The 22,915-nt window shown below is 67.3% G+C and carries 20 protein-coding genes and 1 pseudogene; 11 read left to right on the top strand and 10 right to left on the bottom strand.

Annotation, left to right across the window (positions count from 1 at the left end; genetic code table 11):
* Nucleotides 1–316: 316 nt before the first annotated feature.
* The 4 genes from ACFXGJ_RS00210 to ACFXGJ_RS00195 all read left to right on the top strand — a co-directional run bounded on the left by ACFXGJ_RS00210 (nt 317) and on the right by ACFXGJ_RS00195 (nt 3,268).
* Entirely contained in the window at nt 317–823 is a 507-nt protein-coding gene (locus ACFXGJ_RS00210; protein WP_378615234.1) for a hypothetical protein, read from the top strand.
* Nucleotides 820–1,461, top strand: a complete 642-nt coding sequence (locus ACFXGJ_RS00205) for an RES family NAD+ phosphorylase (RefSeq protein ID WP_378615232.1) — start codon at nt 820–822, stop codon at nt 1,459–1,461. Before ACFXGJ_RS00210 ends, ACFXGJ_RS00205 begins: the two co-directional genes overlap by 4 nt.
* Nucleotides 1,462–1,542: 81 nt before the next feature.
* A complete protein-coding gene (locus tag ACFXGJ_RS00200; protein ID WP_378615230.1) occupies nt 1,543–2,175 on the top strand; it encodes a DUF998 domain-containing protein in 633 nt (210 codons plus the stop codon).
* 43 nt (nt 2,176–2,218) lie between these two features.
* Nucleotides 2,219–3,268: a tyrosine-type recombinase/integrase gene (locus tag ACFXGJ_RS00195; RefSeq protein WP_378615228.1), complete on the top strand. Its 1,050-nt coding sequence runs from the start codon at nt 2,219–2,221 to the stop codon at nt 3,266–3,268.
* 128 nt (nt 3,269–3,396) lie between these two features.
* Here the strand turns inward: ACFXGJ_RS00195 and ACFXGJ_RS00190 are convergent, their stop codons facing one another.
* The 6 genes from ACFXGJ_RS00190 to ACFXGJ_RS00165 form a co-directional block, all read right to left on the bottom strand.
* A complete protein-coding gene (locus tag ACFXGJ_RS00190) occupies nt 3,397–3,834 on the bottom strand; it encodes a MaoC/PaaZ C-terminal domain-containing protein (protein ID WP_378615226.1) in 438 nt (145 codons plus the stop codon).
* Complete coding sequence (locus tag ACFXGJ_RS00185) at nt 3,831–4,280, bottom strand: MaoC family dehydratase N-terminal domain-containing protein (RefSeq protein WP_378615224.1); 450 nt, start codon at nt 4,278–4,280, stop codon at nt 3,831–3,833. Before ACFXGJ_RS00185 ends, ACFXGJ_RS00190 begins: the two co-directional genes overlap by 4 nt.
* Before the next feature lie 518 nt (nt 4,281–4,798).
* A complete protein-coding gene (locus tag ACFXGJ_RS00180) occupies nt 4,799–6,064 on the bottom strand; it encodes a hypothetical protein (RefSeq protein WP_378615222.1) in 1,266 nt (421 codons plus the stop codon).
* A 1,953-nt stretch (nt 6,065–8,017) separates the two neighbouring features.
* Entirely contained in the window at nt 8,018–8,809 is a 792-nt protein-coding gene (locus tag ACFXGJ_RS00175) for an ABC transporter permease (RefSeq protein WP_378615220.1), read from the bottom strand.
* Complete coding sequence (locus ACFXGJ_RS00170) at nt 8,806–9,768, bottom strand: ATP-binding cassette domain-containing protein (protein ID WP_378615217.1); 963 nt, start codon at nt 9,766–9,768, stop codon at nt 8,806–8,808. The genes ACFXGJ_RS00175 and ACFXGJ_RS00170 overlap by 4 nt, the downstream gene beginning before the upstream one ends.
* Before the next feature lie 119 nt (nt 9,769–9,887).
* On the bottom strand, nt 9,888–10,496 hold the full coding sequence (locus tag ACFXGJ_RS00165) for a hypothetical protein (protein WP_378615215.1): 609 nt from the start codon (nt 10,494–10,496) through the stop codon (nt 9,888–9,890).
* A gap of 441 nt (nt 10,497–10,937) precedes the next feature.
* Between ACFXGJ_RS00165 and ACFXGJ_RS00160 the strand changes: the two genes are divergently transcribed.
* The 4 genes from ACFXGJ_RS00160 (at nt 10,938) to ACFXGJ_RS00145 (ending at nt 16,151) form a co-directional block, all read left to right on the top strand.
* Nucleotides 10,938–12,788, top strand: coding sequence for an HSP90 family protein (locus ACFXGJ_RS00160; protein ID WP_378615213.1), 1,851 nt, complete (start codon nt 10,938–10,940; stop codon nt 12,786–12,788).
* Nucleotides 12,778–15,120 (top strand): tetratricopeptide repeat protein, encoded by a 2,343-nt coding sequence (locus ACFXGJ_RS00155; RefSeq protein ID WP_378615211.1) that lies wholly within the window; start codon nt 12,778–12,780, stop codon nt 15,118–15,120. Before ACFXGJ_RS00160 ends, ACFXGJ_RS00155 begins: the two co-directional genes overlap by 11 nt.
* 172 nt (nt 15,121–15,292) lie before the next feature.
* Entirely contained in the window at nt 15,293–15,484 is a 192-nt protein-coding gene (locus tag ACFXGJ_RS00150; protein ID WP_378615209.1) for a hypothetical protein, read from the top strand.
* 106 nt (nt 15,485–15,590) lie between these two features.
* Nucleotides 15,591–16,151, top strand: a complete 561-nt coding sequence (locus ACFXGJ_RS00145; RefSeq protein WP_378615207.1) for a hypothetical protein — start codon at nt 15,591–15,593, stop codon at nt 16,149–16,151.
* Between the two features lie 340 nt (nt 16,152–16,491).
* Here the strand turns inward: ACFXGJ_RS00145 and ACFXGJ_RS00140 are convergent.
* Nucleotides 16,492–16,563, bottom strand: a pseudogene (locus ACFXGJ_RS00140) (hypothetical protein); the annotation flags it as partial.
* Between ACFXGJ_RS00140 and ACFXGJ_RS00135 the strand changes: the two are divergent.
* Nucleotides 16,552–19,077 (top strand): ATP-binding protein, encoded by a 2,526-nt coding sequence (locus tag ACFXGJ_RS00135; RefSeq protein ID WP_378615205.1) that lies wholly within the window; start codon nt 16,552–16,554, stop codon nt 19,075–19,077. The pseudogene ACFXGJ_RS00140 and the gene ACFXGJ_RS00135 overlap by 12 nt on opposite strands.
* Before the next feature lie 90 nt (nt 19,078–19,167).
* Entirely contained in the window at nt 19,168–19,488 is a 321-nt protein-coding gene (locus tag ACFXGJ_RS00130) for a hypothetical protein (protein ID WP_378615203.1), read from the top strand.
* Nucleotides 19,489–19,595: 107 nt separating this feature from the next.
* Here the strand turns inward: ACFXGJ_RS00130 and ACFXGJ_RS00125 are convergent, their stop codons facing one another.
* Together ACFXGJ_RS00125 and ACFXGJ_RS00120 are read right to left on the bottom strand one after the other, a co-directional pair.
* Nucleotides 19,596–19,925 (bottom strand): hypothetical protein, encoded by a 330-nt coding sequence (locus ACFXGJ_RS00125; protein WP_378615201.1) that lies wholly within the window; start codon nt 19,923–19,925, stop codon nt 19,596–19,598.
* 242 nt (nt 19,926–20,167) lie between these two features.
* Nucleotides 20,168–20,533: a nuclear transport factor 2 family protein gene (locus ACFXGJ_RS00120; RefSeq protein WP_378615199.1), complete on the bottom strand. Its 366-nt coding sequence runs from the start codon at nt 20,531–20,533 to the stop codon at nt 20,168–20,170.
* A gap of 128 nt (nt 20,534–20,661) precedes the next feature.
* Between ACFXGJ_RS00120 and ACFXGJ_RS00115 the strand changes: the two genes are divergently transcribed.
* On the top strand, nt 20,662–21,480 hold the full coding sequence (locus ACFXGJ_RS00115) for a helix-turn-helix domain-containing protein (protein ID WP_378615197.1): 819 nt from the start codon (nt 20,662–20,664) through the stop codon (nt 21,478–21,480).
* A 1-nt stretch (nt 21,481) separates the two neighbouring features.
* Here ACFXGJ_RS00115 and gdhA read toward each other — a convergent pair whose 3' ends face one another.
* Entirely contained in the window at nt 21,482–22,831 is a 1,350-nt protein-coding gene (gdhA, locus tag ACFXGJ_RS00110) for an NADP-specific glutamate dehydrogenase (RefSeq protein WP_378615195.1), read from the bottom strand.
* Between the last annotated feature and the right edge of the window lie 84 nt (nt 22,832–22,915).

The raw sequence follows: 22,915 nt of genomic DNA, 5'->3' as shown, positions 1-22,915 counted from the left end.
TTCTCGCCGTCCCCGTGATCATCCGTTTGCCGCTGTCAGGGCACACAAACTTCATCGTTGCACACGGAGTCGCGGCTCGGTTCGTCGAAATTTGCCGACCCCGCGTCGGGACCAGGCAGAGCCCGTCTACTCACCTCCGCCCCGGTGCCGTTTGTCGGCTTTCGGCACGGTGAGCAGGAGTTGGAGCACGACGCGGACCTTCACGACTTCGGGCGGCGTCTGGTCGAGCGAGTTGCGCATGTCCCCGCGCGGATGTTGCGGAATCCAATCGGTTGACCTGCTTGACTTGACCTACTTGACCATGGAGGATGGGGTCATGAGCAGCCCACTGACCGAGGTCATGGCAGCGGAACTCGCAGCCAGCGGCATCGACGAGACCGAGTTGAACCCCGCCGACGTCCAGTACGTCGAGCACCGCATTCGCGACGTGCTCTCCGGGCTCAAGGCCCGACGCGCCTGGGAGAACCACATCGGGCCGATCCTCACCCACAAGCAGACCCTCGAGGTGACCGGCTGGACCAAGCAGGCGCTGAGCCAGGCAGTCCGCGAGCACCGCGTGCTGCGCCTCGTGGCCGAGGACGCGTCCACCGGCTACTCGGTAGCGGGCTTCGACGACAACTCCCCCGCACGGCCGCTGCCCGGCGTCAAGGACGTCCTGCGGGTCTGGTCGCACGCCGACCCGCGCGGCTGGATGGTGGCGTCGTGGCTGATGAGCGAGCAGCCCGAACTGGGCGGCCGCACCCCGCGACAGGCGCTGCTCGACGGCGACCGGACGCCCGCGCTCGAACTCGCACGCCAGGCCTCGGATCGAGTGGCCGCGTGAGCGCTCCCCGCGCCACGCAACACCTCTCGTCACCCCCGCCGCCGGATCACCTTCGAGACCGCTTCCCCGCCATCGACGTTCCCGCGGGCACGACGTTGCATCGCACCCACGGCGCGGCGTTCGCGCCCTGGTGGTTCGGCAGTCGAGGGCACGGACGGTTCGACCTCGCCGACCCGCGCGGCACCTGCTACACCGCGGAGTCGGAGCAGATCACCCTGCTCGAGACCTGGGGCGGCATCCGGGTCATCCCCAGCGCCGAACTGGTCGGGCGGGCCATCTCGCGCCTCGAACTCGCCGCGCCGCGGCGGGTCGCGGACCTGACCTCGAACCTCGCCGTGCAGTTCGGCGTGACCGCCGAGATCTTCACCACCGCGGACTACCACCTCACCCAACTGTGGGCAGCCGCCCTGAACGCGGCCGGATACGACGGCGTCCGGTACTGGGCCCGGCACGACCTCACCCACGACCGCGCCTGCGTCGCACTGTTCGACGACGGCGGCGACCGGACCCACTCCCGCGCCGCCGCCAGCGACTACCTGGTCGCCCGCACCGACAAGCTCGCCGCCCGCGGTGGACTGTTCGACGAGCTGCGCGCCACCTCCGGCATCGCGGTCCTCGCCATTCCCCACTCGCTGTAGCGGACCAGCTCGAGCCTCGGATCCGTATCGATTCGCTCGAAATCGACCCGGCCGTCCGTCGACGTGCTCGACCATGGTCGGGTGGAGGCCATTCCGCGCACAACCGAGCACGAGGCGGTGTCCGGCGTCGTCGGCGCCGGCGCGGCCCGGTGGGCGACGATCTCCTCGGCGGCGGCTCCGGTGCTGCTGGTCGGCGGCTGGTTGGCCGCGGGCAGCAGGCAGCCGCCCGCCTACAGCCCGGTCCGGCAGTCGATCAGCGTGCTCTCCGGTGACGCCGCAACCGACCAGTGGGTGATGACGACCGCCCTGATCGCGGTGGGCATCTGCCAGTTGGTCACCGCCGCCGGACTGTACGGGGTGCGCCCGGCGGCCCGTATCGTCCTCGCCGCCTCGGGCCTGGCCGGCATCGCGATGGCGATGATTCCGCAACCGGAGGTCGGGTCGATACCGGCGCATGTCGCCCTCGCGGTCATCGGCGCCATCACCATCACGCTCTGGCCTGCCTTCGTCGGCTCGCGGGCGTACCGCTGGCCGTCGGTCCTGAGCGTCCCGGCCTCGACGGTGGTCACGCTGGTCTTCGTCGTGCTGACAGTCTGGGTGCTCGTCGAGGCACAGGGCGGCGCGAACTTCGGCCTGTCCGAACGGATCTGCACGGGTATCGAGTCGACGTGGCCGTTCCTCGTCGTCCTCGCACTCAGGCGCAGCGCACCGTAGCTGCCGTTCGGGTCTGTCGTATCGGTCAGACAAGATGGACCCCATGCCCGGACAGCATCGGCTCGCACCCTGGTTCGAGGAGTTCCTCGTTCACCGCAGCACCGCCAAGCCCTCCCCCAACACCCTCAAGGCGTACCGGCAGGACTACCAGTCGATCGCCGAACCCCTCGCGCGCGGCGCGGGGATGGCGGTCGCCGCGCTGACGGTCGAGGTGATCGGCAAGGGCACGATGCGCGCGGCGTTCGCGGAGTATGCCCGAAGCCACCAGGCCGCCTCCATCCGGCGCTGCTGGTCCACCTGGAACATGCTGTGCGAGTTCCTGTTCACCGCCGACGCCATCGTCGCGAACCCGATGTCGTCGGTGTTGCGGCCGAAGATCCCCAAGACCGTCCCGAAGTCCTTCCGTGCGGACTCGGTCGAACGGCTGATCGCGACACTGCAGTCGCCGGATGCGGGTGACGCGCGCGCCTGGCCGGAGCGGGATTTCGCGTTGATCCTCACCGGCCTGCTGACCGGAATGCGCTCGGCGGAACTGATCGCCGTCGATCTCGGTGACCTGCGCGACGACGCGGGCGGCGGGCCCGGTGCCGCCAAGGTCATCCACGTGCACGGCAAGGGCAACAAGGAGCGCGTGGTCACGGTGGAACCGGTGGTGGTCGACGTGCTCGGCGACTACTTGGTCAGCCGGTCCGAGCGGTTCCCGGACACCGTCCGCAGGCGGTCGTCGACCGGCGCGGGTCCGTGGGACCGGTTCCGGCCCGCGGATCCCATGTTCGTCGGACGTGACGGGGAGCGGATCACCCGAGGAACCCTGCAGTACCGCGTCGAACGCGCGTACCGCCGCGCCGGCATCAACGGTGACCGGGCGAAGGGTGCTCTCGTACACCAGCTTCGGCACACGTTCGCCACGGCGATGGCGGACCAGAACGTGAGCGTCTACACGCTGATGCGGATGCTCGGCCACGAGTCGATGAACACCACCCAGCGCTACACCACGGGTGCGGGAGCGGCCGTTCGCGATGCGGCTGCACTCAACCCCGCGTACGCGCTCATCGGGCGGAGAGCCAGACCGTACACCGCGCCGCGCGACTAGAGCGCCCCTCCTGGCTCCCTAGCAGTGCAACGAGGCGCACTCACCGACTGACCGGAGAAACCGAGCGGCCCCCTCACACAGGGAGTCTGACGGGGCCGCTCTTCCGCGGTCGGTGGGGCGTCGGGAGATCAGGCGGGGAGCTTGATGTGGGCCTGGGTCTTCCCGAGAACCGTCTGACCACCGGAGGAGACGGTGACGTCGATCCGGGCGGTGCGCTCCACCTCGTCGAGCCGGGCGACCTTCGCGGACACCGTCAGGTCAGCACCGGTGAGCGGGTCGACGACGACCGGCCGCGTGAACCGGGTCTCGTACGAGACGACGGCGCTGGGGTCGGCAATCCAGTCGACAACGGTCTGCAGGGCCAGGCCTGCGGTGAGCATGCCGTGGGCGAGCACGCCGGGCAGACCGACCTCGGCGGCGACGGCATCGTTGAAGTGGATCGGGTTCAGATCACCCGATGCGCCGGCGTAACGGACGAGATCGCCACGAGTGACGGTCAGATCCGCCTTCGCGACGATCGCTCCGACTTCGAGGTCGTCGAAACGGGGGGTGGCGCCAAGGATCATGCGACGCCTCCTCGGCAGAGCAGGGTCGAGGTGACGGTGGCGACGAGCTCGCCTGTCTCGTCGTGGATCTCACAGACCGTGGAAAGGATGGTGTTGCCGGCGCGTTCGGTGACGTCGGTAATGGTCAGGGTGGTGGCCAGGTCGTCGCCAGCCACGATCGGACGCTGGTGTTCGATCTTCTCCGACCCGTGGACGACTCGACTCGGGTCCAGGCCGGTGTCCGGGGTCTGCACGAGCTGCATCACCGCCGGGCTCTGGACCACGGTGGTGAAGGTGGTCGGTGCGATCACATCAGCGAATCCCGCGGCCCGTGAGGCCCCGACGTCGTGGTGAAGCGGGTTCGTCGAACGCAGCGCACGCGCGAACTCGCGGACCTTCTCACGGCCGACGAGGTACGTCGTCGGTGGGAAGACCCGCCCAGCGAGGTTTGGACTCAGTGATGGCATCGGATGAGCCTATCGGCGCGTGGCTGGCGCTCTGCGTGGCCTTGAGCCTGGGTTGAGTTGACGGGGACGGTGACCTCTTCTCAGGCGACCACGACCCGGGTCATCACCCGATTCGGGTCGAAGCTGCCGGTGCTGAACGACTCGGTGGTCGCGGTCAGGCAGGCGGGGCCGCGAGCTGGGGAGGGTGCGACGTCGACCTCAGGCGGATCGGTGCCGCTATCGAGCCTTGGTGAGTTATGTCCCGAGGTCTGTACGGCCCGTGCAGAACTCCGAGACTCAGGCACATGTGGAGGAACTCGGTCCCGATCGGCCGACGCATCCCCCGTGGGGCCGGGAACCCTAGGCCGGACAGCAACTTCGGGCGCTCGGCCCCCGCTCGCGCGCACTGCTCCGGCGAAGCACCTAGGCCGTGTTTCACAGGCCGGCGAAGGGTGTGTCGTTGCGCGTCGATGAGTGAGGCTATGTCGCCGACCCCACCGCGTGGGCCTGAACCCCCGACGAACTAACGCCGACCACCACTAGTTGGTGAATCTGAGCGTGTCTCCCCAGTTGCCGATTTCCCAGCTCCCGTTGTAGCCCGAGAACCCGCGGTCCGTCTTGGTTGCTGTTCCACTTTTCTGATCGGGATTATCTGCCGTGGCAGTGATCTCTGCGATCTGGATCCCGAATTGGGTGATCGAGCCCCACTGCTGTATTTGACTCTGCATCTGCTGGATGTCGCGTCCGGCACTATTGCCAGAGTCGGGCTGGATTGCCGCCTTGTACGCACGCGCCGACGTCTTTATTCCGTTAAAATAGTCGAGGTAGCTTTGCTTGATAGGCCCGTTCAGTTGATCGCACATCTTGTCGCACTGTGTGACTACGTTCTCAATGTCCAGGATTTCAAACACAACGTCCGCTACCGACATGACGACTGCGACAACTGTGATGAACTTGCCGACAGCATCCATGGCACCAAAAGCAGTGGCGTCCACTTCCTCCAGAGGAAGGCCGGCAGCTTCTGCTTGTTCCTTAATGGTGGCGTTCGCAATTTTCAACTTGTAGAACATAATCGCTATGCACGCATTTTGGACAATGTATATCTCAGTCTTGCCGGGGAAATCAAAACCCGCCAGAAAGTCCATGAATTTCTTGACGTCGGCATCAGTCTTCTTACTGAGATTCAGCGTGTCCAAAGCATCGTAGACCGCGTTTATCTCGTCGCTGTTGTATAGACGCCGCGCGGACTCAGCGTACTGCCTGAAAGTCCCGACATCCAACGTCGTGTTTCTCTGCACCTGCGCCAGGAATTGCAGTAGAAGGCCGCGACATGTTCGCGTGTCGAGGCCCACCGGAGCCTTGCTCGCAATCAGATTGTTGTTTTGCTTGTATTTATCGACGTAATCACTCACCTGCGAGTTGATTTGACCGGAGATGTCAGCGTCGGCCGATGTCAGCTTATTGTTGAGTTCGGTCGACTTCGATGAAATTACCTTTTGCTGAATTATCTCAGCAGCCTGGAGAGCGGCGAACGCTGCCATCCCAAGTCCGAAAGACCAGATTGCAGCTACCGCGGCTCCGTCGGCGGCAATCTGGGTAGCGTCCGCTGCAACGGTCAGGTCACGCACCTCGCACGACAAGTCGTACAGAGTCGTGAATTCGGCGTTGACCGCCGTGTCTGAATCGAATTCTCCAAGATTTACGAAGAGAGCCTGCTCAGAAATAATGCGGTCGATGTTTTCGTCTGATTCGGTCTCCCAGGTAGACATGTAGTTCAAGTAGGTGATGAGGTCCGTGCTGCCCATGTCAGGTCGCCTTTCGAATTGACTCTTCAACCGACGTACCGCCGGCCGTCGTGAAGCTGTGGTCCTGCTGACGTAGTGCGGTGGGGCCGCGGATTCCGGCGGGTAGATCGCGCGGAAATCCGCGCCATCACCTCTTACCGCGAACGGTGACGGTGTCTCGCACCGCATGGACGAGGAGTCAGAGGTGAAGAATCGGCGCGCCCGGCGTTCCGATGTTGCCCTCTTCGAGGTCAAGTCGGTAAAGCGCCAGCGATTGTATGCTTTTCGTTCTATCGGCCGCTGTCATGTTTGCCCCCTGTTTCCGTTTGCCTGGACATTGGGATGTGGGCCCGCGAGCGCAGGTCCCTGGACAGTCCCCGCCGGAACGCGTGCGGCGGCACCGAGTCTCGACGGCACGAACGTGCAATCTCAGACCCAGCTGACGATGCGTCTAACATATTGACGCCCTAATCAGGCTATCGCAATCGTGGCATCGGCGCGTTGGGTTTGTCCAGCATTCCCGCTTCATTCGCAGACAACGTTCAAGGGACACAATCTGGTTGAAACATCAATAACAACAGCGCGTTTCGACCAATCTGGTTGAGGCGCGCAGGCCGGAGCACGGCAGGCAGAGCGTGACCTCATCCCCCGCAGTCGGGCGCACGATGGTTCGTCCGGGGTTGTAGTCAGCTTGGCCGACAGCGACATTGGTGCATCTTCCGGTGCACGCGTCGCGGTTGACCCGGGCGGAGATCTACTTCTCGGTCCTGCAACGCAAGGCGATCGCCCCGGCGGACTTCGCCGATCTGGACGCCCTCGCACCCGGATTCTGTCGTTCGAGGACCGCTACAACGCCACCGCCCGCCCGTTCGACTGGCGGTACACCCGGACCGATCTCAACGATTACCTTGCACGGCTGCGTCGCCGCGACCCGGATGCGCCCGGTCCGGAACTCGAGTCGGCTGCCTGACCCCCGACGAACTGACGCCGGTGCCCACTAGCGACACCCCGGAGGCGAAACATGCACTAGCTCAGCAGGATTAGAAGCGCCAGCGTCAGACCGACGATCAGGTAGGTTGCCGTGAGCCAGGGCCACATTGGTCCTCGCCGTGATCTGTCCATGCGGTCGATCAGTCCCATGTCCATGCAGTCCCCCGACCCTGGATCCGTGGTGTGGGTGCTCGGCGTGGCCCTCATGATTCTGTCGACCGAGGTCGTTGCGCCGTTCGCCGATAGACGTACAGTGCCCGGATTCGACGATATGCCGGCCCGGGCACGGCCGGTCGCCGATTGCCCGTGTCGACTCACCCCCGCTGGGCGGAAGTGAGTCGACCCACGTGGGTTCGGGTCGGTGCAGCTGGAACGTTAGTGGGCTGTTGGCTTCTCACGCAGGCAATACGTGTAGGCGCACACAGCTGACACCGGCCGCCTTCGAGGGACCAATCGGCCGGACCCGCTTCGGCGTGGGTCCACGGATGCGGGCCGGGAGGAGTGACAACCTTCGAGCCGATCAGCCCGGTGCCGCCGATGACGACGATCTTCGTGCTCATTCCTTCCGTTCGGGTGTTGCATCACGTGAACGAGATTCCCGCCTTCAGGACTGGACGTGTGACGATTCCGTGACATCACTGACGTGAACACCCGACTGCGCCGCCGGGATGGAAGAGGTCCGGCAAGCAGTTCCGCCGACTCGGCGGCTCGCGTCACCGGGCCGGCCCGGGGCGTGCGCCTGGCATCCGGCGTCGTTGAAAAGTGCGACCGAGTTTGCACAGCTGATGGTGTGCATCCACCGTCGGTGGATGCACACCACGGGGATCGGTGGTGGTTCCGTCACGGGAGGCTCCTCGGATGCCCTCCCCCAGCAACTGATCTGGCGTCCGCCTGGGATGTGCGCGGGGCAACCGGCTAACCGTCGGTGACTGCACCCCGCACGTGGCCGGACCATCACCCCTGATGTGAAGCCGCGGCTGCGGATCAGGACAGCAGCGCCCGCTCGTACTTGCGCACCGACAGTGGAACGCAGACGACCAGCAGCAACGCGACCCACAGCAGGGTGTAGGGCACCGGATGCTGCAGCGGCCACACGTCGGCGACCGGCACCACAGCACTGGTGTTCCCGAACAGTTCGCGGGCGGCCTGCGTGACGGCCGAGACCGGATTCCACTCCGCGAGGGTGCGGAGCACGGGGGGAAAGTTGTCGCTCGGGACGAACGTGTTCGCGATGAAGGTGAGCGGGAAGATGACGATGAACGAGGCATTGTTGACCACCTCGGGTGTCTTGACGGTCAGGCCGACCACCGCCATCAGCCAGGACATCGCGTAGGCGAACAGCAGCAGCAACGCGTAGCCGGCCGCCGCCTCGAGCACGGACGAGTGGATGCGCCAGCCGACGATCAGCCCGGTGATCGACATGATGACGACCGTGAGGACGTTGGTGCCGACGTCGGCGGCGGTGCGGCCGACCACGACCGCCGAACGGGCCATCGGCAGGGACCGGAACCGGTCCATCACCCCCTTCTGCAGGTCCTCGGCGAGACTGGTTCCGGTGATCGTGGCGCCGAAGATCACCGTCTGGACGAAGATCCCGGCCATCAGGAACTCTTTGTAGCTGACCCCCGGAACCGCGATGGCGCTGCCGAACACGTACGCGAAGAGCAGGACGAACATGATCGGCGACAGGGTCGAGAACACCAGCAGGTCGGGCACCCTCTTGACCTTGATCAGATTGCGCTTCGCGACGATCGCCGAATCCCGGACGATCCTCACGGCCGGTCACCGTCCGACTCGTCCACCACATGCCCGGTGAGGCTGAGGAACACGTCGTCGAGGTTCGGCCGCCGCAGGCCGACGTCGAGGACGGCGATGTCCTCCGCCTTCAGCCGTGCCAGGGCCTCCACGAGATCGTCGGTGCCCCCGGATACCGGGACACCGACCCGCCGGGTCTGCTGGTCGATGCTCGGCGGTTCGCGTCCGATCGTGGCCAGCAGCGCGCAGGCGCGTTCGACCTGACCCAGGTCTGCCAGCACGAATTCCAGGCGTTCGCCGCCGACCCGACTCTTGAGCTCGTCGGGCGTGCCCTCGGCGATCACGGAGCCCTTGTCCAGCACGATGATCGAATCGGCGAGCCGGTCGGCCTCCTCGAGGTACTGGGTGGTCAGCAGGATGGTCGTGCCGTCCCGGACGAGGTCGGAGATCAAGCCCCACATCCCGATCCGGCTCCGCGGGTCCAGCCCCGTCGTCGGCTCGTCGAGAAACAGCACTCGCGGCGCGCCGATCAGGCTGGCGCCGATGTCGAGTCGCCGGCGCATGCCGCCCGAATACTGCCGGACGGTGCGGTCCCGCGCGTCGAGCAGATCGAAGCGGGCGAGCAATTCGTCCGCGCGCCTGCGCGACTCGGCCTTGCTGACACCGAAGAGCCGGCCCACCATCTCCAGATTTTCGTACCCCGTCAAATACTCGTCGACCGCGGCGAACTGGCCGGTCAGCCCGATCGTGGCTCGCACTTCGTCGGCCCGGGTCACGACGTCGAGACCGAACACGGACGCGCTGCCGGAGTCGGCCAGGAGCAGGGTGGCCAGGATCCGAACCGCGGTTGTCTTACCCGCACCGTTCGGACCGAGCACACCCAGGACGGTGCCTTCCGGGACCGTGAAGCTCGTTCCGTTGAGGGCCAACGTCTTTCCGTAGTGCAGAACGAGGTCGCGGACCTCGACCGCTGCGACCATGCAGTCTCCCTACCGGGCGTGGGGCGCGCGGTCGCGGGGGTACGGGCCGGGACTCGGACGCGGTCCCGGCTCCACCCGCCGCGACTCGGAGTGATCCGCCGAACTGGGTCGGCGTCCGATCAGGGCAGCGTCCTGAGGAAGTCGAACACCGCGGGCTGCGCCGCCGGATTCGCGTTGACGACACCGGTCACCGCGCCGATGGTCGCGCCGATCGCCGCGCCGGGGATGCACCCGACGAACAGGAAGAGCACGCAACCGACCACCGCACCGATCGCCGCGCCGATATTGGCGTTGACCTGACCTCCGTGCAACCAGCCCCACTCGATCTGGGTAACCATGTTCTGGTACGCGGTCTGGCTGTAGACGGGGTGGACACCGAGAGTGGCGGGGTCCGGCGTCTGCGGGGTCAGGGTCAACGAGCGTCCATCTCCGCCGATCGCGGCGGAGATCGGGACCAGCGCCCCGTCGATGCCGTAGGCGAGCGGAATACGCACGAGCTGGGCGCCGCCGTTGTCGACGATGTCCACCGCGGTCCCTCCCGAAGCGAGCCTGAAGGCGCCCGAATCGAGCACCGTTGCCACCGACCGACCTCCCGGCTGCACCGACGTCTGGTAACCCACCGTCGCATCACCTTGCGGCGGAGCCGAATTGGCATAGGAGGTACCGGCGCCGATCCCCATCGCCGCAACTACGGCCACGGACAACACCGCGGCCCTCTGAAGTTTCATCTTGGGGCTCCTCCGATAGCGGGAAGACGGCCCCGATCAGGTCGTAGACCGTCAGGAACATCCTCTAGAATAGAGTCCGGATGGCTTCGCGTCTGCACCATCCTCGAGGTATCGACGACCCTGTCGCCGACGATGATTCACGCTCGAGCCGTCGTCACCTGGCCCGGAACTCGCAACGAAAGCCGGTGCGCGTCCTTGGGTGTTCCTCTCGTCCGGATCATGGGACCTCGACCGTGCATCGACTGTACGGTCGGGAGGTCGACAACCCAGGCGTTCCAGAACGCTTCCAGTCTCGTCGACCTACCGGTGAGGGTGCCGCACCGTGGGGGCGAGACAGGTCCCGGGCCCACAGCACGCATCGGTGGAGCGACTAGGGCAGCAGGACCAGGGACCCACCTCTCTGGCCGAAATGTCGTATTCGCTCGATAGGCTCTGTCCCCGATGACTACTAGAGCTGACGGCGACAGCCGTCCATTCCAGGTACACCTCGGCGGGATCATCGAGTTGCTCAGTGCGAGCATCTACACCGGGCCGCAGGTCTTCATCCGTGAGCTGCTGCAGAACGGGTGCGACGCGATCGCGGCCCGCCGCGAGTCGGCTCCGGGCCACGACGGCACCATCCGGGTCCTGCCCTCCGACGAGGTGGGTTCGGTGTTCGCGGTCGAGGACGACGGCGTCGGGCTGACGACCGCCGAGGTCGGCGAGTTGCTCGCGACGGTCGGCCGCAGCTCCAAGCGGGACATCCTCGATCTGCCCCGCACGGACCGCCTCGGCCAGTTCGGGATCGGCCTGCTCAGCTGCTTCATGGTGAGCGACGAGATCCGGGTCCGGTCCCGGTCGGTCACCGGCTCGCCCGCCGTCGAATGGGTCGGGCGCGCTGACGGCACCTTCACGGTGACCGAGCTCGCTGACGACCTGCCGGTCGGGACCCGGGTCGAGCTGGTTCCCCGCTACGACGCCACCGGCCTCGTCTCGACCGCCGGCGCGCGCGACCTGGCCGACCGCTTCGGCCGCCACCTTCCGGTGCGTGTCACCGTTGCCGGCGAGCCGGTGACCCGGCCGGCGCCGTTCCTCGAGCGCACGGTCGTCCCGTCGCCCGAGCTGCGTGAGCTGGGCCGGGAAGTCGTCGGTACCGAACCCTTCGCGACCTTTCCGGTGCACGTGCCGTCGACCGGCACCCGGGGCACCGCGTTCGTGCTGCCGTTCGCGCTCTCGCCCGGCCAGCGGCAGTCGAGCCGTGTCTACCTCGGCGGGATGCTGCTCTCCGAGCGGATGGACGATCTCCTGCCGGACTGGGCGTTCTTCGTCCGGTCCGTGGTCGACACCACCGGCTTGCACCCGACGGCCTCCCGCGAATCCCTGATCGAGGACGACGCGCTCGAGGCGACCCGGGCCGAACTGGGTGCCGCGGTCCGCCGTTGGGTCATCGGACTCGCCGCGCAGGCGCCGCGACGGCTCGCCGCGTTCCTGTCGGTCCACCACCTGGCCTTGCGTGCGCTCGTCCTGCACGACGACGAGCTGGCCCGGTTCATCGTTCCGCACCTGCCGATCGAGACCACCGAGGGACCGACGACCTTCGGAGAGGCAGCCCGACGCGGCGTCGTGCGGTACACCCGAACCGTCGACGAGTTCCGGCAGCTAGCCGGCATCGCCCGCCCCGATGCCCCCATCGTCAACGGCGGCTACGTCTACGACGCGGACATCGCCGCGAGACTGCCTGAGTTCGTGCCCGGCGCCGAGGTCGAGATCGTCACCGTCGCAGACGAGATCGACCACCTGGCCATGCCGCCGGTGACCGAGCGGGCCGTCTCGCGGCGACTGCAGGGGCGTGCCGACGCCGCGCTCGCCGACCTCGACTGCGCGACGGCCGTGCGCGCCTTCGAGCCGGACAGCGTCCCGGCCCTGTACGTCGCCGACGAGGCGGTGCTACGCAGTCTGCGGCGCGAGCAGGCGAGCAAGACCGGGGGGATGTGGGCGGACATCCTCGGACGGGTGGACGAGGCCGCGGCGGCCGACGGCGACACCACCGGCAGGCTGGCCCTCAACTGGCGAAATCGCCTGGTGCGCACCCTCGCCACCCTCGACGACGAGGCCGTATTGTCGCGCGCGGTGCGGATCCTCTACGTCCAGGCGTTGCTTGCCGGACACCGTCCGCTGCGGGCCGCCGACCGCGCGGCCCTCACTGACGCCATGACCGACATCGTGCACCTGTCCGTCGGCCTCGACGCCGCCGTGACCACCGATCACACACCAGGTTCCACCACCACCGACAAGGACGACCATGCCGAGTGAGACCACCGTCGCCGATCTGATCGACGAGATCGACGCGACATCGTACGGACCGGCCGAACGCGATCTGATGGAACGCGCGATCACCCTCGCCGAGGAGACCGGCGACGAGGCCTCCGCCTACGCCGTGCGGATGCGGCTGATCCAGTCCGCCTGCCTGACCGGGGACACGGACGCGCTGCTCACCTCGTTCGCCTGGTGCGTCGGCCGCAACGCCGCCGACCCGGCCACCTTCCCCACCCAGATCGACGACCACGACCTGCTGTGGTTCCACAAGTGGGTCGCCGACGCGCTCGCCTCGAACCCGATGTTCCCGCGCACGACGATCGCCGAGTCGATCGAGCAGATGGAGACCGCGTACCGCCAGGCCGGCGTCGGACAGTCCGGGGTGGTGCAGGCCCGGTTCTGGCAGGCGTTCGAGGAGGGCCGGCTCGAGGAGGCCGCCCGACATCTCGACGAGGTTGGGCGGACCCCGCGGGACGAGTACAGCCACTGCGAGGCGTGCGTGCGATCCGAGGAGGCCAGGTTCCGATTCGCCACTGGGGAACTGGAGGCGGGGATCGGCCTCGTGCAGGAGATGCTGGACAACGGACACGGATGCGCCGAGGAGCCGGAACGGGCGATGGCCCACGCCCTGGTCCCGCTGCTGCGGACCGGTCGACTCGACGACGCCGAACGGTTGCACACGCGGGGCTACCGGCTCGCCCGCGGCAACGCCACGAACCTCGACATGATCGGACTGCACCTGATCTTCCTGTCCGTCACGGGCAACCATCAGCGTGCCCTCGAGGTGCTCGAGCGGCACATCGGCTGGCTGGCGCACGACACCCTCAACGCGACCGCACACCTTGACGCCCTCACCGCCTTCGCGGTGACCTGCTCTGCGGCCGGCCGCGCCGGGCTCGGCCACGAACACGTCCGCGGGGCCGACGCCGCACCACTGCACCGCTTCCTCGGTACACACGCAGGCCCATGGACGGTCGACGAGCTGGCGCAGACCTGCTGGCGCGCCGCAGAGGAGCTCGCGGCCCGCTTCGACGACCGCAACGAGACCGCATTCCGCAGCGACAAGGTCGCTGCCGCAAGGGTTCTCGTGGAGCAGCACTGGGACCTGCCGATCGGTGCCGCACATCCGCTGCCGGCGTCGCCCGTCGCGGCGGACCCGGTCGCGGCGGCGGCGTTCGTCGACGACATGGCAGTGGCCCGGGCGGACGAGCGGGTCGACACGATCTTGGACGACGAGGGCTTGGATGCGGCACTGACCTGGGTCGAGTCCGAACTGGTCGCCGCGACGGCGCCCGGCCACCGCACCGTGCTGCTGCGGTTGCTGGCCCAGTTGCTCGCCGGCTGCGGCCGGTTCGAGGAGGCGCTGATCGCCGCCGACGGTGCCCTCGACCTGTCGGCTGCTCACACCGCGCGGTCCGTGACCGCCGCGCTGGCCGCCCTCAGCGCCCAGGTCTGCGACGACCTCGGCCGGCTGGACGACGCGGCCGCCCGACTGCGACTGGCCGCGAGGGAAGCGGAACTGGCCGGCGAGGAGTCCGTCGTCTACCGCTACCGGCTCGGCGTCGTGCTCGTCCGCTCCGGACACCCGGACGAGGCCGTGGACGAGCTCACCGCGGTCGCCCGGACCGAGGAGGCGCAGGAAGCGGAAGCCGCGGATCGCGCACTGACCCTGCTGTGGCTCGGCCACGCGCAGCGCGACACCGGCGAGCCGGGTGACGCGGTGTTGGCGTGGACCGAGGGCCAGGAGCTCGCCCGGGCGGGCGAAAACCACGAGCTCGCCACGCAGATCGGCCGGGAGCTCGGGCTGATGATGATGCGGTTCGGCGACGAGGACGCCGTCGAGGTCCTCGACGAGGCGGTCGAGGACGCCCGGCCGCTCACCGACCGCCCCGATGTGCTCGCCGACGTCCTTCACGCGCGTGGACGGGCCCGGGTCGAGTTCGGCGACGAGGACGGGCTCGAGGACCTGCGTGCCGCGGCAGAGCATCCCGACCCGTGGACTCGCGCCGACATCGAGGACTCGACCGCCCGGGCACTGGCCGAACTGGGCCGACACGACGAGGCGGTGCGGACCGGGCTCGCCGCGTCCGACGCCTACGCCGCCGCCGAGGACGTCGTCGGCTCCGGCAGCGCCCTGATCGTCGTCGCTGGGGCGCTGCTGGCGACGGGTCGCCACGAGGAAGCCGTCGCAGTCCTCAGCGACGCGGCGCCCCGGGTGTCCGAGTTTCCACCGCTCGCGACGCGTGTGGCGCTGATGGAGGGGGACGCCCTCGAGGCCCTCGGCCGGCACGACGACGCAGCGGCGGCGCGGGCGCGGGTCGACGGCTGACGTGATCTCGCCGCCGCGGATCCGGGTCACCCCGTCGGATCCGCGGCGGTGAGCTGCCCGACCTCTTCACGTCATCGGCGCAGAGGTCGGGCAGGGTCGGTGTCATGCCCGAGCGGTACGTGTTCCCGGACGGCACCACGCGGCGTTTCCGCACCTGGACGATGACGCCGGGATGTGGACCGCGCGGCCCCTGGCGCTGCTCCGCTCGGGCCGATTCCGCCGCTGCACGCTGTTGGCCGTCACCTACCAGGGGGCAGTCGACGCCATGCTCGACCACCTCGAGACTCATCCAGACGTCGAACCCACCCGTGACGCTGCCACTTTGGCGGGCGTCCTGCTCGGCGGCATCTGCTGCACCTCGTGACCCGCTCTCACTCCGCGGCCGCGGAGGCGGTGCAGCGGGAGCAACCCTCCCGCACGATGAGACGACTCCGGCAACATGTCTTCAGCCCAGGGTTACTGTGCACCTCGTGCACCTGGTACCCGACCTCCTCGACGGCGACGACATGTCGTTCCAGATGACGCCGCGGCAGATGTGGCTCGCGCGTCTGTCCGCACGCACACTCGCCGACAACGCCTACGACGACATCGAGAGGCACGGTGACGGGCCGGTGACTCGGGACATGTTCTGGTCGGTGTTCGCTGCGTTCCCGCCGGCGACGTGGGGCGAGGGCGAGCGGTGGCGGCGGCAGGTGGCCCGGTCATTCGACGACCTCGCCGACGACGTCGACGAGGGCCGCCAGCCGCTGCCGACGTGCACGGCCGAGGAGATGGCATTGCACCTGATCCTGCGCCGGGCCCGAGCCCTTCATCTCGACGACGAACTCGACGACCAACTCGCGCCGATCCCTGAGCATCCTCAGGACACCCAGTGGGACGGTCCCCTGGGCAGCCTGTTCGAGGACCGCGACGTTCTGTTGCTCTTCGATGAACAGCCGCCAGGTGACGGGGTCAACCTCGAGCCACTGCACTGGTTCGACCCGTTCATCGCCGATCGCGGACGTGACCCCGACCGAGGATTCCGCCGCTGACGGCACGCCACGTGGATCGACGAGTGAGCTCCGCTCGGCGTATCGACCCGAGTCCGTCCCCCACGCTCGGGGCAGCCACGGGCACCCCGCATGTCCCGATACTGGCGCGCGCGAGGGGCGACGCCTTGGCGGTCATGTCGCCACTTCGTCGCTGACATCGAGCCCTACCCGCTGCTCGCCGTCGTCGATCATCACCTCTGCACCCGCCTCCGCACACAGGCGCCAACGCCGACCACCGCGCGGACCGCCATGACCACGACCGTCGCGCCCGTACTGCCTTCACTGGTACCGGGAGTTCTGGGTCCCCCGAGTTTCGGCCAGTTCTACTGCAGCCTCCTGGTCAGACTCCCGTGAGCTGGGCGGCCAGCGCGCCGTCGATCGACTCGCGGATCACGTCCGCATGACCGGCATGCCGGGCCTGCTCCTCGCCGCGGACAACGGTCCTCGATCGGCGATCTGGGCGAAGATCTCAGATCCCCGGTTGGTCAGGGTCGAAGGATTGCCCAAGCTTGACCGCGCCCTGGCCTGTGGTGACGATAATTTCATGACCATGGCCTTCGGGGACGCTCACAGGTCAGTTCCCTCCGGCGGTTGGTTGCCGTCGCCGCCGCTGAACAATCTTCCTCACCCGGTAACCAGCTTCGTCGGGCGTCGGTCAGAGCTCACCGAGCTTCGGGTGCTGCTCCAGAGGCACCGTATGGTGACCCTCGTCGGGGCAGGTGGCGCCGGCAAGAGCCGTCTCGGACTCGAGTTTGCACGCGAATACAGCGACGAGTTTGTCGACGGTTGCTGGCTGGTCGAACTTGCTTCGGTTTCGGACCCCAACCTCGTTCCGCGCACCATCGCGTCGGTGATCGGGGTGCCCGAACACCCCGATCGTCCGACGGAAGATGCTCTCGCGGCTCGGTTGAGCGCGGCCCCCGCGCTGATCGTGCTCGACAATTGCGAACATCTCGTCGGCGCCGTCGCAGCGATCGCATCGGTACTGCTCGACCGGTGCGCAGGTCTGCGGATCATCGCGACGAGTCGGGAGCGGATCGGCACAGCCGGTGAGGCTATCCACCACGTGCGGGGGCTGAGCACGCCCGATGAATCCGCGGACGCGGCCGCTATCGCGGGCTCGGACAGTACCCAGCTCTTCATCGACCGGTCGCGGGCCGTGCACCCGCAGCCCGCAGCATCGAACGACAACGCCGTGGACATTGCCCGGATTTGCCGGCGTCTGGACGGCCTGCCGCTGGCCATCGAGCTGGCCGCCTCCCGAACGAGCTCGCTGAGCGTTGACGAGATTGCAGCGCGCGTCGACGACCAGTTCGCACTCCTCACGCAGAGCAACCGTGCGGCGCTACCGCATCACCGAACCCTCATCGCCGCAGTGGACTGGAGCTACAACCTGCTCAGTCCAGCCGAACGCGAGGTGTTCGACAGCCTCGCGGTGTTTTCGGGCAGCTTCCGAATCGACGATGTCCGGGCGGTCTGCGGAGGGGGTATCGACGACAGGCTTGCTGCCCTCGTCGACAAGTCACTGGTCGTCTTCGACACGACAGAGGAACCGAATTCGTATCGTCTGTTGGAGACGCTGCGCACCTACGCCCTCGCGCATGTGCGCCAGAACTCGCACCTCGCACGCCTCGAACATGCACACGCACAACACTTTTGCGCCGTCGCCGAAGCTGCCGCGGCAACGTTCCGTGGTCGCGGTGACGCCCAGTGGCTCGTGCGGCTCGAACAATCGCATCCGAACCTCCGCGCCGCCCTGGCATGGAGCGTGGCAAACGGCGACGCGGCCACCGCGACCCGCATCGCCGGCGCCCTTCCGCACTTCTGGGGAGTCCGTGGCCACTTCCTGGAGGGTCGCCGGTGGCTGGCGACGGTGCTGGCCATGTCTGGCGAGGTGGACGCCGCGGCCAGCGCGGGCGCGTGGCTCGGCGTCGGAGAACTGGCCACCTTCCAGAACGATGCCGCATCGGCGCGCAATGCGTTGGATCGGGCGGCCGTCATCTTCCGCAAGCTGGGCTCTTCGGCCAGGCTGGCCCGAACTATCCAGTACCGCGCCCTGACTGCGCTGTTCGCCGACGATCTGGACGAGGCCGAAACGCAGATCCGCGAAGCGCTGGGGGTGGCTCAGCCGGCGATCGACGCCGGCAAGCCCTCGGGGCTCCTCACGCAGGGATGGAGCCTCATGCTTCTTGCCGGTGTCGAACTGGGACGCCAACAGTATCGGGCAGCGGATCGTGACGCCGAAGCCGCGGAACGGATTCTGCGAACAGTCGGCGACGGCGAGGGAATCAGCTGGACCTCCCTGATCCGTGCGCAGGCCGTGTGGCGATCCGATCGGTTCACCGACGCACGTACCCACGCCCACCGCAGTCTTGCGGCGTTTCACGAGTTGGGTGCGCTGTTCGGGCTGTCGACGGCACTGTTCACCGCAGGCGTGATTGCGTTCAGCCGCTTTCAACCCTCGCGCCTTGCCGAGTTGGTCGGCGCGTGCGACGCGCTGTGGAACGCGATGGGAACCACTGCTCTGCCCTTCATGGCCGAGTGGGCGTCGGAATCGGTCAGCGGGGCACTCGACGAGCTCGGTCATCACAAGTTCGATCTCTGCAGACGTGAGGGCGCCGAACGTATCCAGTCCGACCGCGACGGGTATGTGCGGGAAATCCTCGACGAACTCGAGGACCAGGAAGTCTCGTCACCCAAACCTCTCCTGACACGCCGCGAACGCCAGGTCGCCGCACTTGTTCCACAGGGTCGGACGAACCGTCAGATCGCGCGCGCCCTGGGAATCTCGGAGAAGACGGTCGAAGTCCACGTACACCACATCATGGGAAAACTCGGCGCAAGCAGTCGGGCCGAAGTTGCGGCGTGGTGTATCGCGGAACGCGCGCCCGCACCAGCACCAGGAAGTAGGGGATTTCCCCAATAGCGGGTCAGTGTGTCCCGGGCCGATCCTGATTTGGAGAGGTGGGCATTCCCGACGCTCACGACAGGATCGACGATCGTTGAGGTGAGAACAATGTCCTGGGCCAGCACACATCAATGGTGGCAGGCACTGCGGGAGGCAGCGGCAGAGATCGAACGCCGCGGGGACGGCGTGCTGCCGTGGCGCCCGGAGTACGTCGGAGTATTCGGCGACCCGGACGGACTGATTGCGGCGCTCCGTTACCGGTGGAACCTGACAATACAGGCACAGGCAGACGAACTAGCCGGGCCGGACGGTGACGCGCATGAACGTGCACTGATCAACGCGAATCGAGGTATGTTGCGCATCTTGCAGGCGGTCGGAAACGGCGTAGCGGTCGCCCCGTCGGCGGCGCCAGCAGAGGCCGCGGCGTGAATCCGTTTGTCGGACTTAGTGAATTCTGCCACTGGCAGGTTCACAGGCGAACCCGATCGGTGCCGATGGGTGAACACCCCTCAGTGCACTGTGCAGGAGAAACGTAGCTATCGCGTCCGGGCAAGCCCCGCCGAGATCATCGAGGCGACCGTGTCCGGGTCCTTGGGTGTGAACGCAGGCCTCCCCCATCCCCAGATCTCCAACACGATGGCCATGGTCTTCACTGGCCGCCGAAGGTCGAGGCTGTACCAATAGCTGAAATCAGTTGTGCCCCAGATCCTCCAACGGCCTCCGATGTCGGGGAGTGCGCCGAGGTGCACGGATTCGATCCTCTCGTACGGCAGGAACCTGCTCACGAAGGGAAAATAGAAATGCCGAATCGTCACGCCTCTGTCATCGAGGCGCACAGTGCCGTCTTCGTAGAGATTCCCACCCATAGCCCAAACCCTAGCCTTACGAAACTCCTTGCCCCGGATGCAACCCCTACCAGTGCACCGCGACGAAGGCCACGGCCCGCGCTGCGAACAAACGATGACTTGCTGCACAGCGCATGGCGTGAGCCTCCTGCGTCAGGCCTACCGCGACCCTGGTGCCGTATCGCGCACGTGCTCGGTGGCAGCCGGCCGCCCGAGCGACTCGGGTTTGACGAGTTGGGCTCGGGCAGCCGGATCCGCACTCACTACGCAGCGGGCACCTTGTCCAGGAAGCCGAGCACGTGCACCAGCCGGCCGGAGTCGTCTCGCTCGACCACGTCGAAGCCCTCGATCAGGTCCTCCGCGCCCGCCGGTCCCAATTGCCAACCGAACCGAGCCTGGTCGTGATGACCGTCCACTGGGCCGAGCAACCGGAAGCGCATGCCCGCGAACTGCTGCTGCACCGCGCCGATCGTCGCGTCGATCTCCGCGGGCCCCTGCGCGGCGGCCATCGGGTCCACGTAGCGACCGTGCGGCGCCCACAACGCCTCGATCCCGGCCCGACGCTTGTCGGCGTCGGTCTCGTTCCACACCGCGATGTACTGGGCCGCAAGGTCTTCGAAGTCGCTCATGTCGTCTCTCCCTCTCGTTCCGCGGCCCGGTGGCCGTTCGGACACCACAAGACTGCGACGAACTCCGCGGCACGTCGATTACCCGGGAGGTAATGGTGACCCTTCCGCCGGCGCCCTAGGGTGACGACATGAGCACCCTGGTCGATTCCCCGCAACCGGTCGGCACGCTGCTGCGGTCCTGGCGAGAACGCCGCAGGTTGAGCCAGCTCGACCTCGCGAACCAGGCCGGGGTCTCGCCCCGGCACGTCAGCTTCCTCGAGACCGGCCGCTCGAGACCGACGAGGACCATGCTGCTCCGGCTGAGCGACCAGCTCGACATTCCGCTGCGCGAACGCAATACGCTGCTGCTCGCCGGCGGTTTCGCGCCCGCCTACCCCGAGCACTCGCTCTCCGCGGTTCCGATGGCGGCGATCGCTGCGGCCGTCGGCCAGATCCTCGAGGCGCAACTGCCCAATCCCACGGTCGTGGTGGACCGGCACTGGACCATGGTCGACGGCAACGCCGCGGTGGCCCTGTTCACCGACGGCTGCGCCGCGCACCTGCTCGAACCGCCCGTCAACGTGCTGCGGCTGAGTCTGCACCCGGACGGGATGGCGCCCCGGATCGTCAATCTCGCGCAGTGGCGGGCGCACCTGTTGCATCGGCTCGACAGCCAGATCGCGGCCACCGGGGACCCGGCTCTGCGCGAGCTCGCCGCGGAGCTGTCCCGGTACCCGTCCGACAACGGCGACGGCGCACCCGAATGCCACGAGGGCGCCGGGCTGGTGCCCGGCGCCCTCGTGGTGCCTATCAGGTTCGCCACTGCCGCAGGCGAACTCGCGTTCCTCAGTACCACCACGGTGTTCGGGACGCCGCTGGACGTCACGGTCGCCGAGCTGGCGATCGAGACGTTCTATCCGGCGAATCCCGAGACCGCGGCGACGCTCCGCCGGAACGCGGGACGGTGAATCAGATGACGCCGAGCGCGAACATCGCGTCGGCGACCTTCACGAAACCGGCGATGTTGGCGCCGAGCACGTAGTCCCCCGGCTTGCCGTACTCGTCCGCGGTGGTGACACAGCGATCGTGGATGTCGCGCATGATCTTCGACAGGCGCTGATCGGTGTAGTCGAAGTCCCAGGAGTCGCGCGAGGCGTTCTGCTGCATCTCGAGCGCGGACGTCGCCACGCCACCCGCATTCGCGGCCTTGCCGGGCGCGAACGCGACGCCGGCGCCGCGCAGCACCTTGAGCGCCTCGGGGGTGGTGGGCATGTTCGCGCCCTCGGCGACGACCTTGACGCCGTTCTCCACCAGGGTCAGCGCGGCCTTCTCGTCGAGCTCGTTCTGGGTTGCCGACGGGATCGCGACGTCACAGGGGACGTCCCAGATCGAGCCGCCCGCGACGTACTTGGCCGACGTGACCGTGTCGGTGTAGTCACAGATCCGGCCGCGCCGCACCTCCTTGATCTCCTTGAGGAGCTCGAGGTCGATGCCGTTCTCGTCCACGATGTAGCCGGCCGAGTCCGAGCAGGCGACCACGGTGCCGCCGAGCTGGTGCACCTTCTCGATCGCGTAGATCGCGACGTTGCCGGAACCGGAGACCACGACGCGGCGACCCTCGAGGCTCGTGCCCGCGGTCTTGAGCATCTCGGCGACGAAGTACGCGGCGCCGTAGCCGGTCGCCTCCTTGCGTACCTGCGAACCGCCCCAGGTCAGGCCCTTGCCAGTGAGCACACCCGACTCGTACGAGTTGTTGAGGCGCTTGTACTGGCCGAACAGGTAACCGATCTCGCGGCCGCCGACGCCGATGTCACCGGCGGGGACGTCCGTGTACTCGCCCACGTGGCGGTGCAGCTCGGTCATGAAGGACTGGCAGAAGCGCATGATCTCGGCCTCGGACCGACCCTTGGGGTCGAAGTCCGAGCCGCCCTTGCCGCCGCCGATGGGCAGGCCGGTGAGAGCGTTCTTGAAGATCTGCTCGAAGCCGAGGAACTTCACGATGCCGAGGTTGACGCTGGGGTGGAAGCGCAGGCCGCCCTTGTAGGGGCCGAGGACGCTGTTGTACTGGACCCGGAATCCACGGTTGACGTGCACGTTTCCGTTGTCGTCGGTCCACGGCACCCGGAAGATGATCTGACGCTCCGGCTCGCAGAGACGCTCGATCAGTGCACCGTCGGCGTAGTTCGGGTGCCGCTCGAGCACAACCGTGAGCGACTCGAAGACCTCGGCGACCGCCTGGTGGAACTCAGGCTCACCGGCGTTGCGATGCACGACGTCGTCGAAGTACTTGTCAACTCGCGCACGGACATGCCCACTCACAGCGGCAGCCCTCCTCTTTATCTCACAGGGATGGAGATTAAAGAGAATCACAAGAACTCATCACATATCTACTTTCCAGACAGT

This window comes from Rhodococcus sp. NPDC059234 (genome assembly GCF_042754225.1).
Lineage (GTDB): Bacteria > Actinomycetota > Actinomycetes > Mycobacteriales > Mycobacteriaceae > Rhodococcus_G.
Note: the sequence above shows the minus strand (reverse complement) of the source record. Positions and strands in the feature narration are given on the sequence as shown.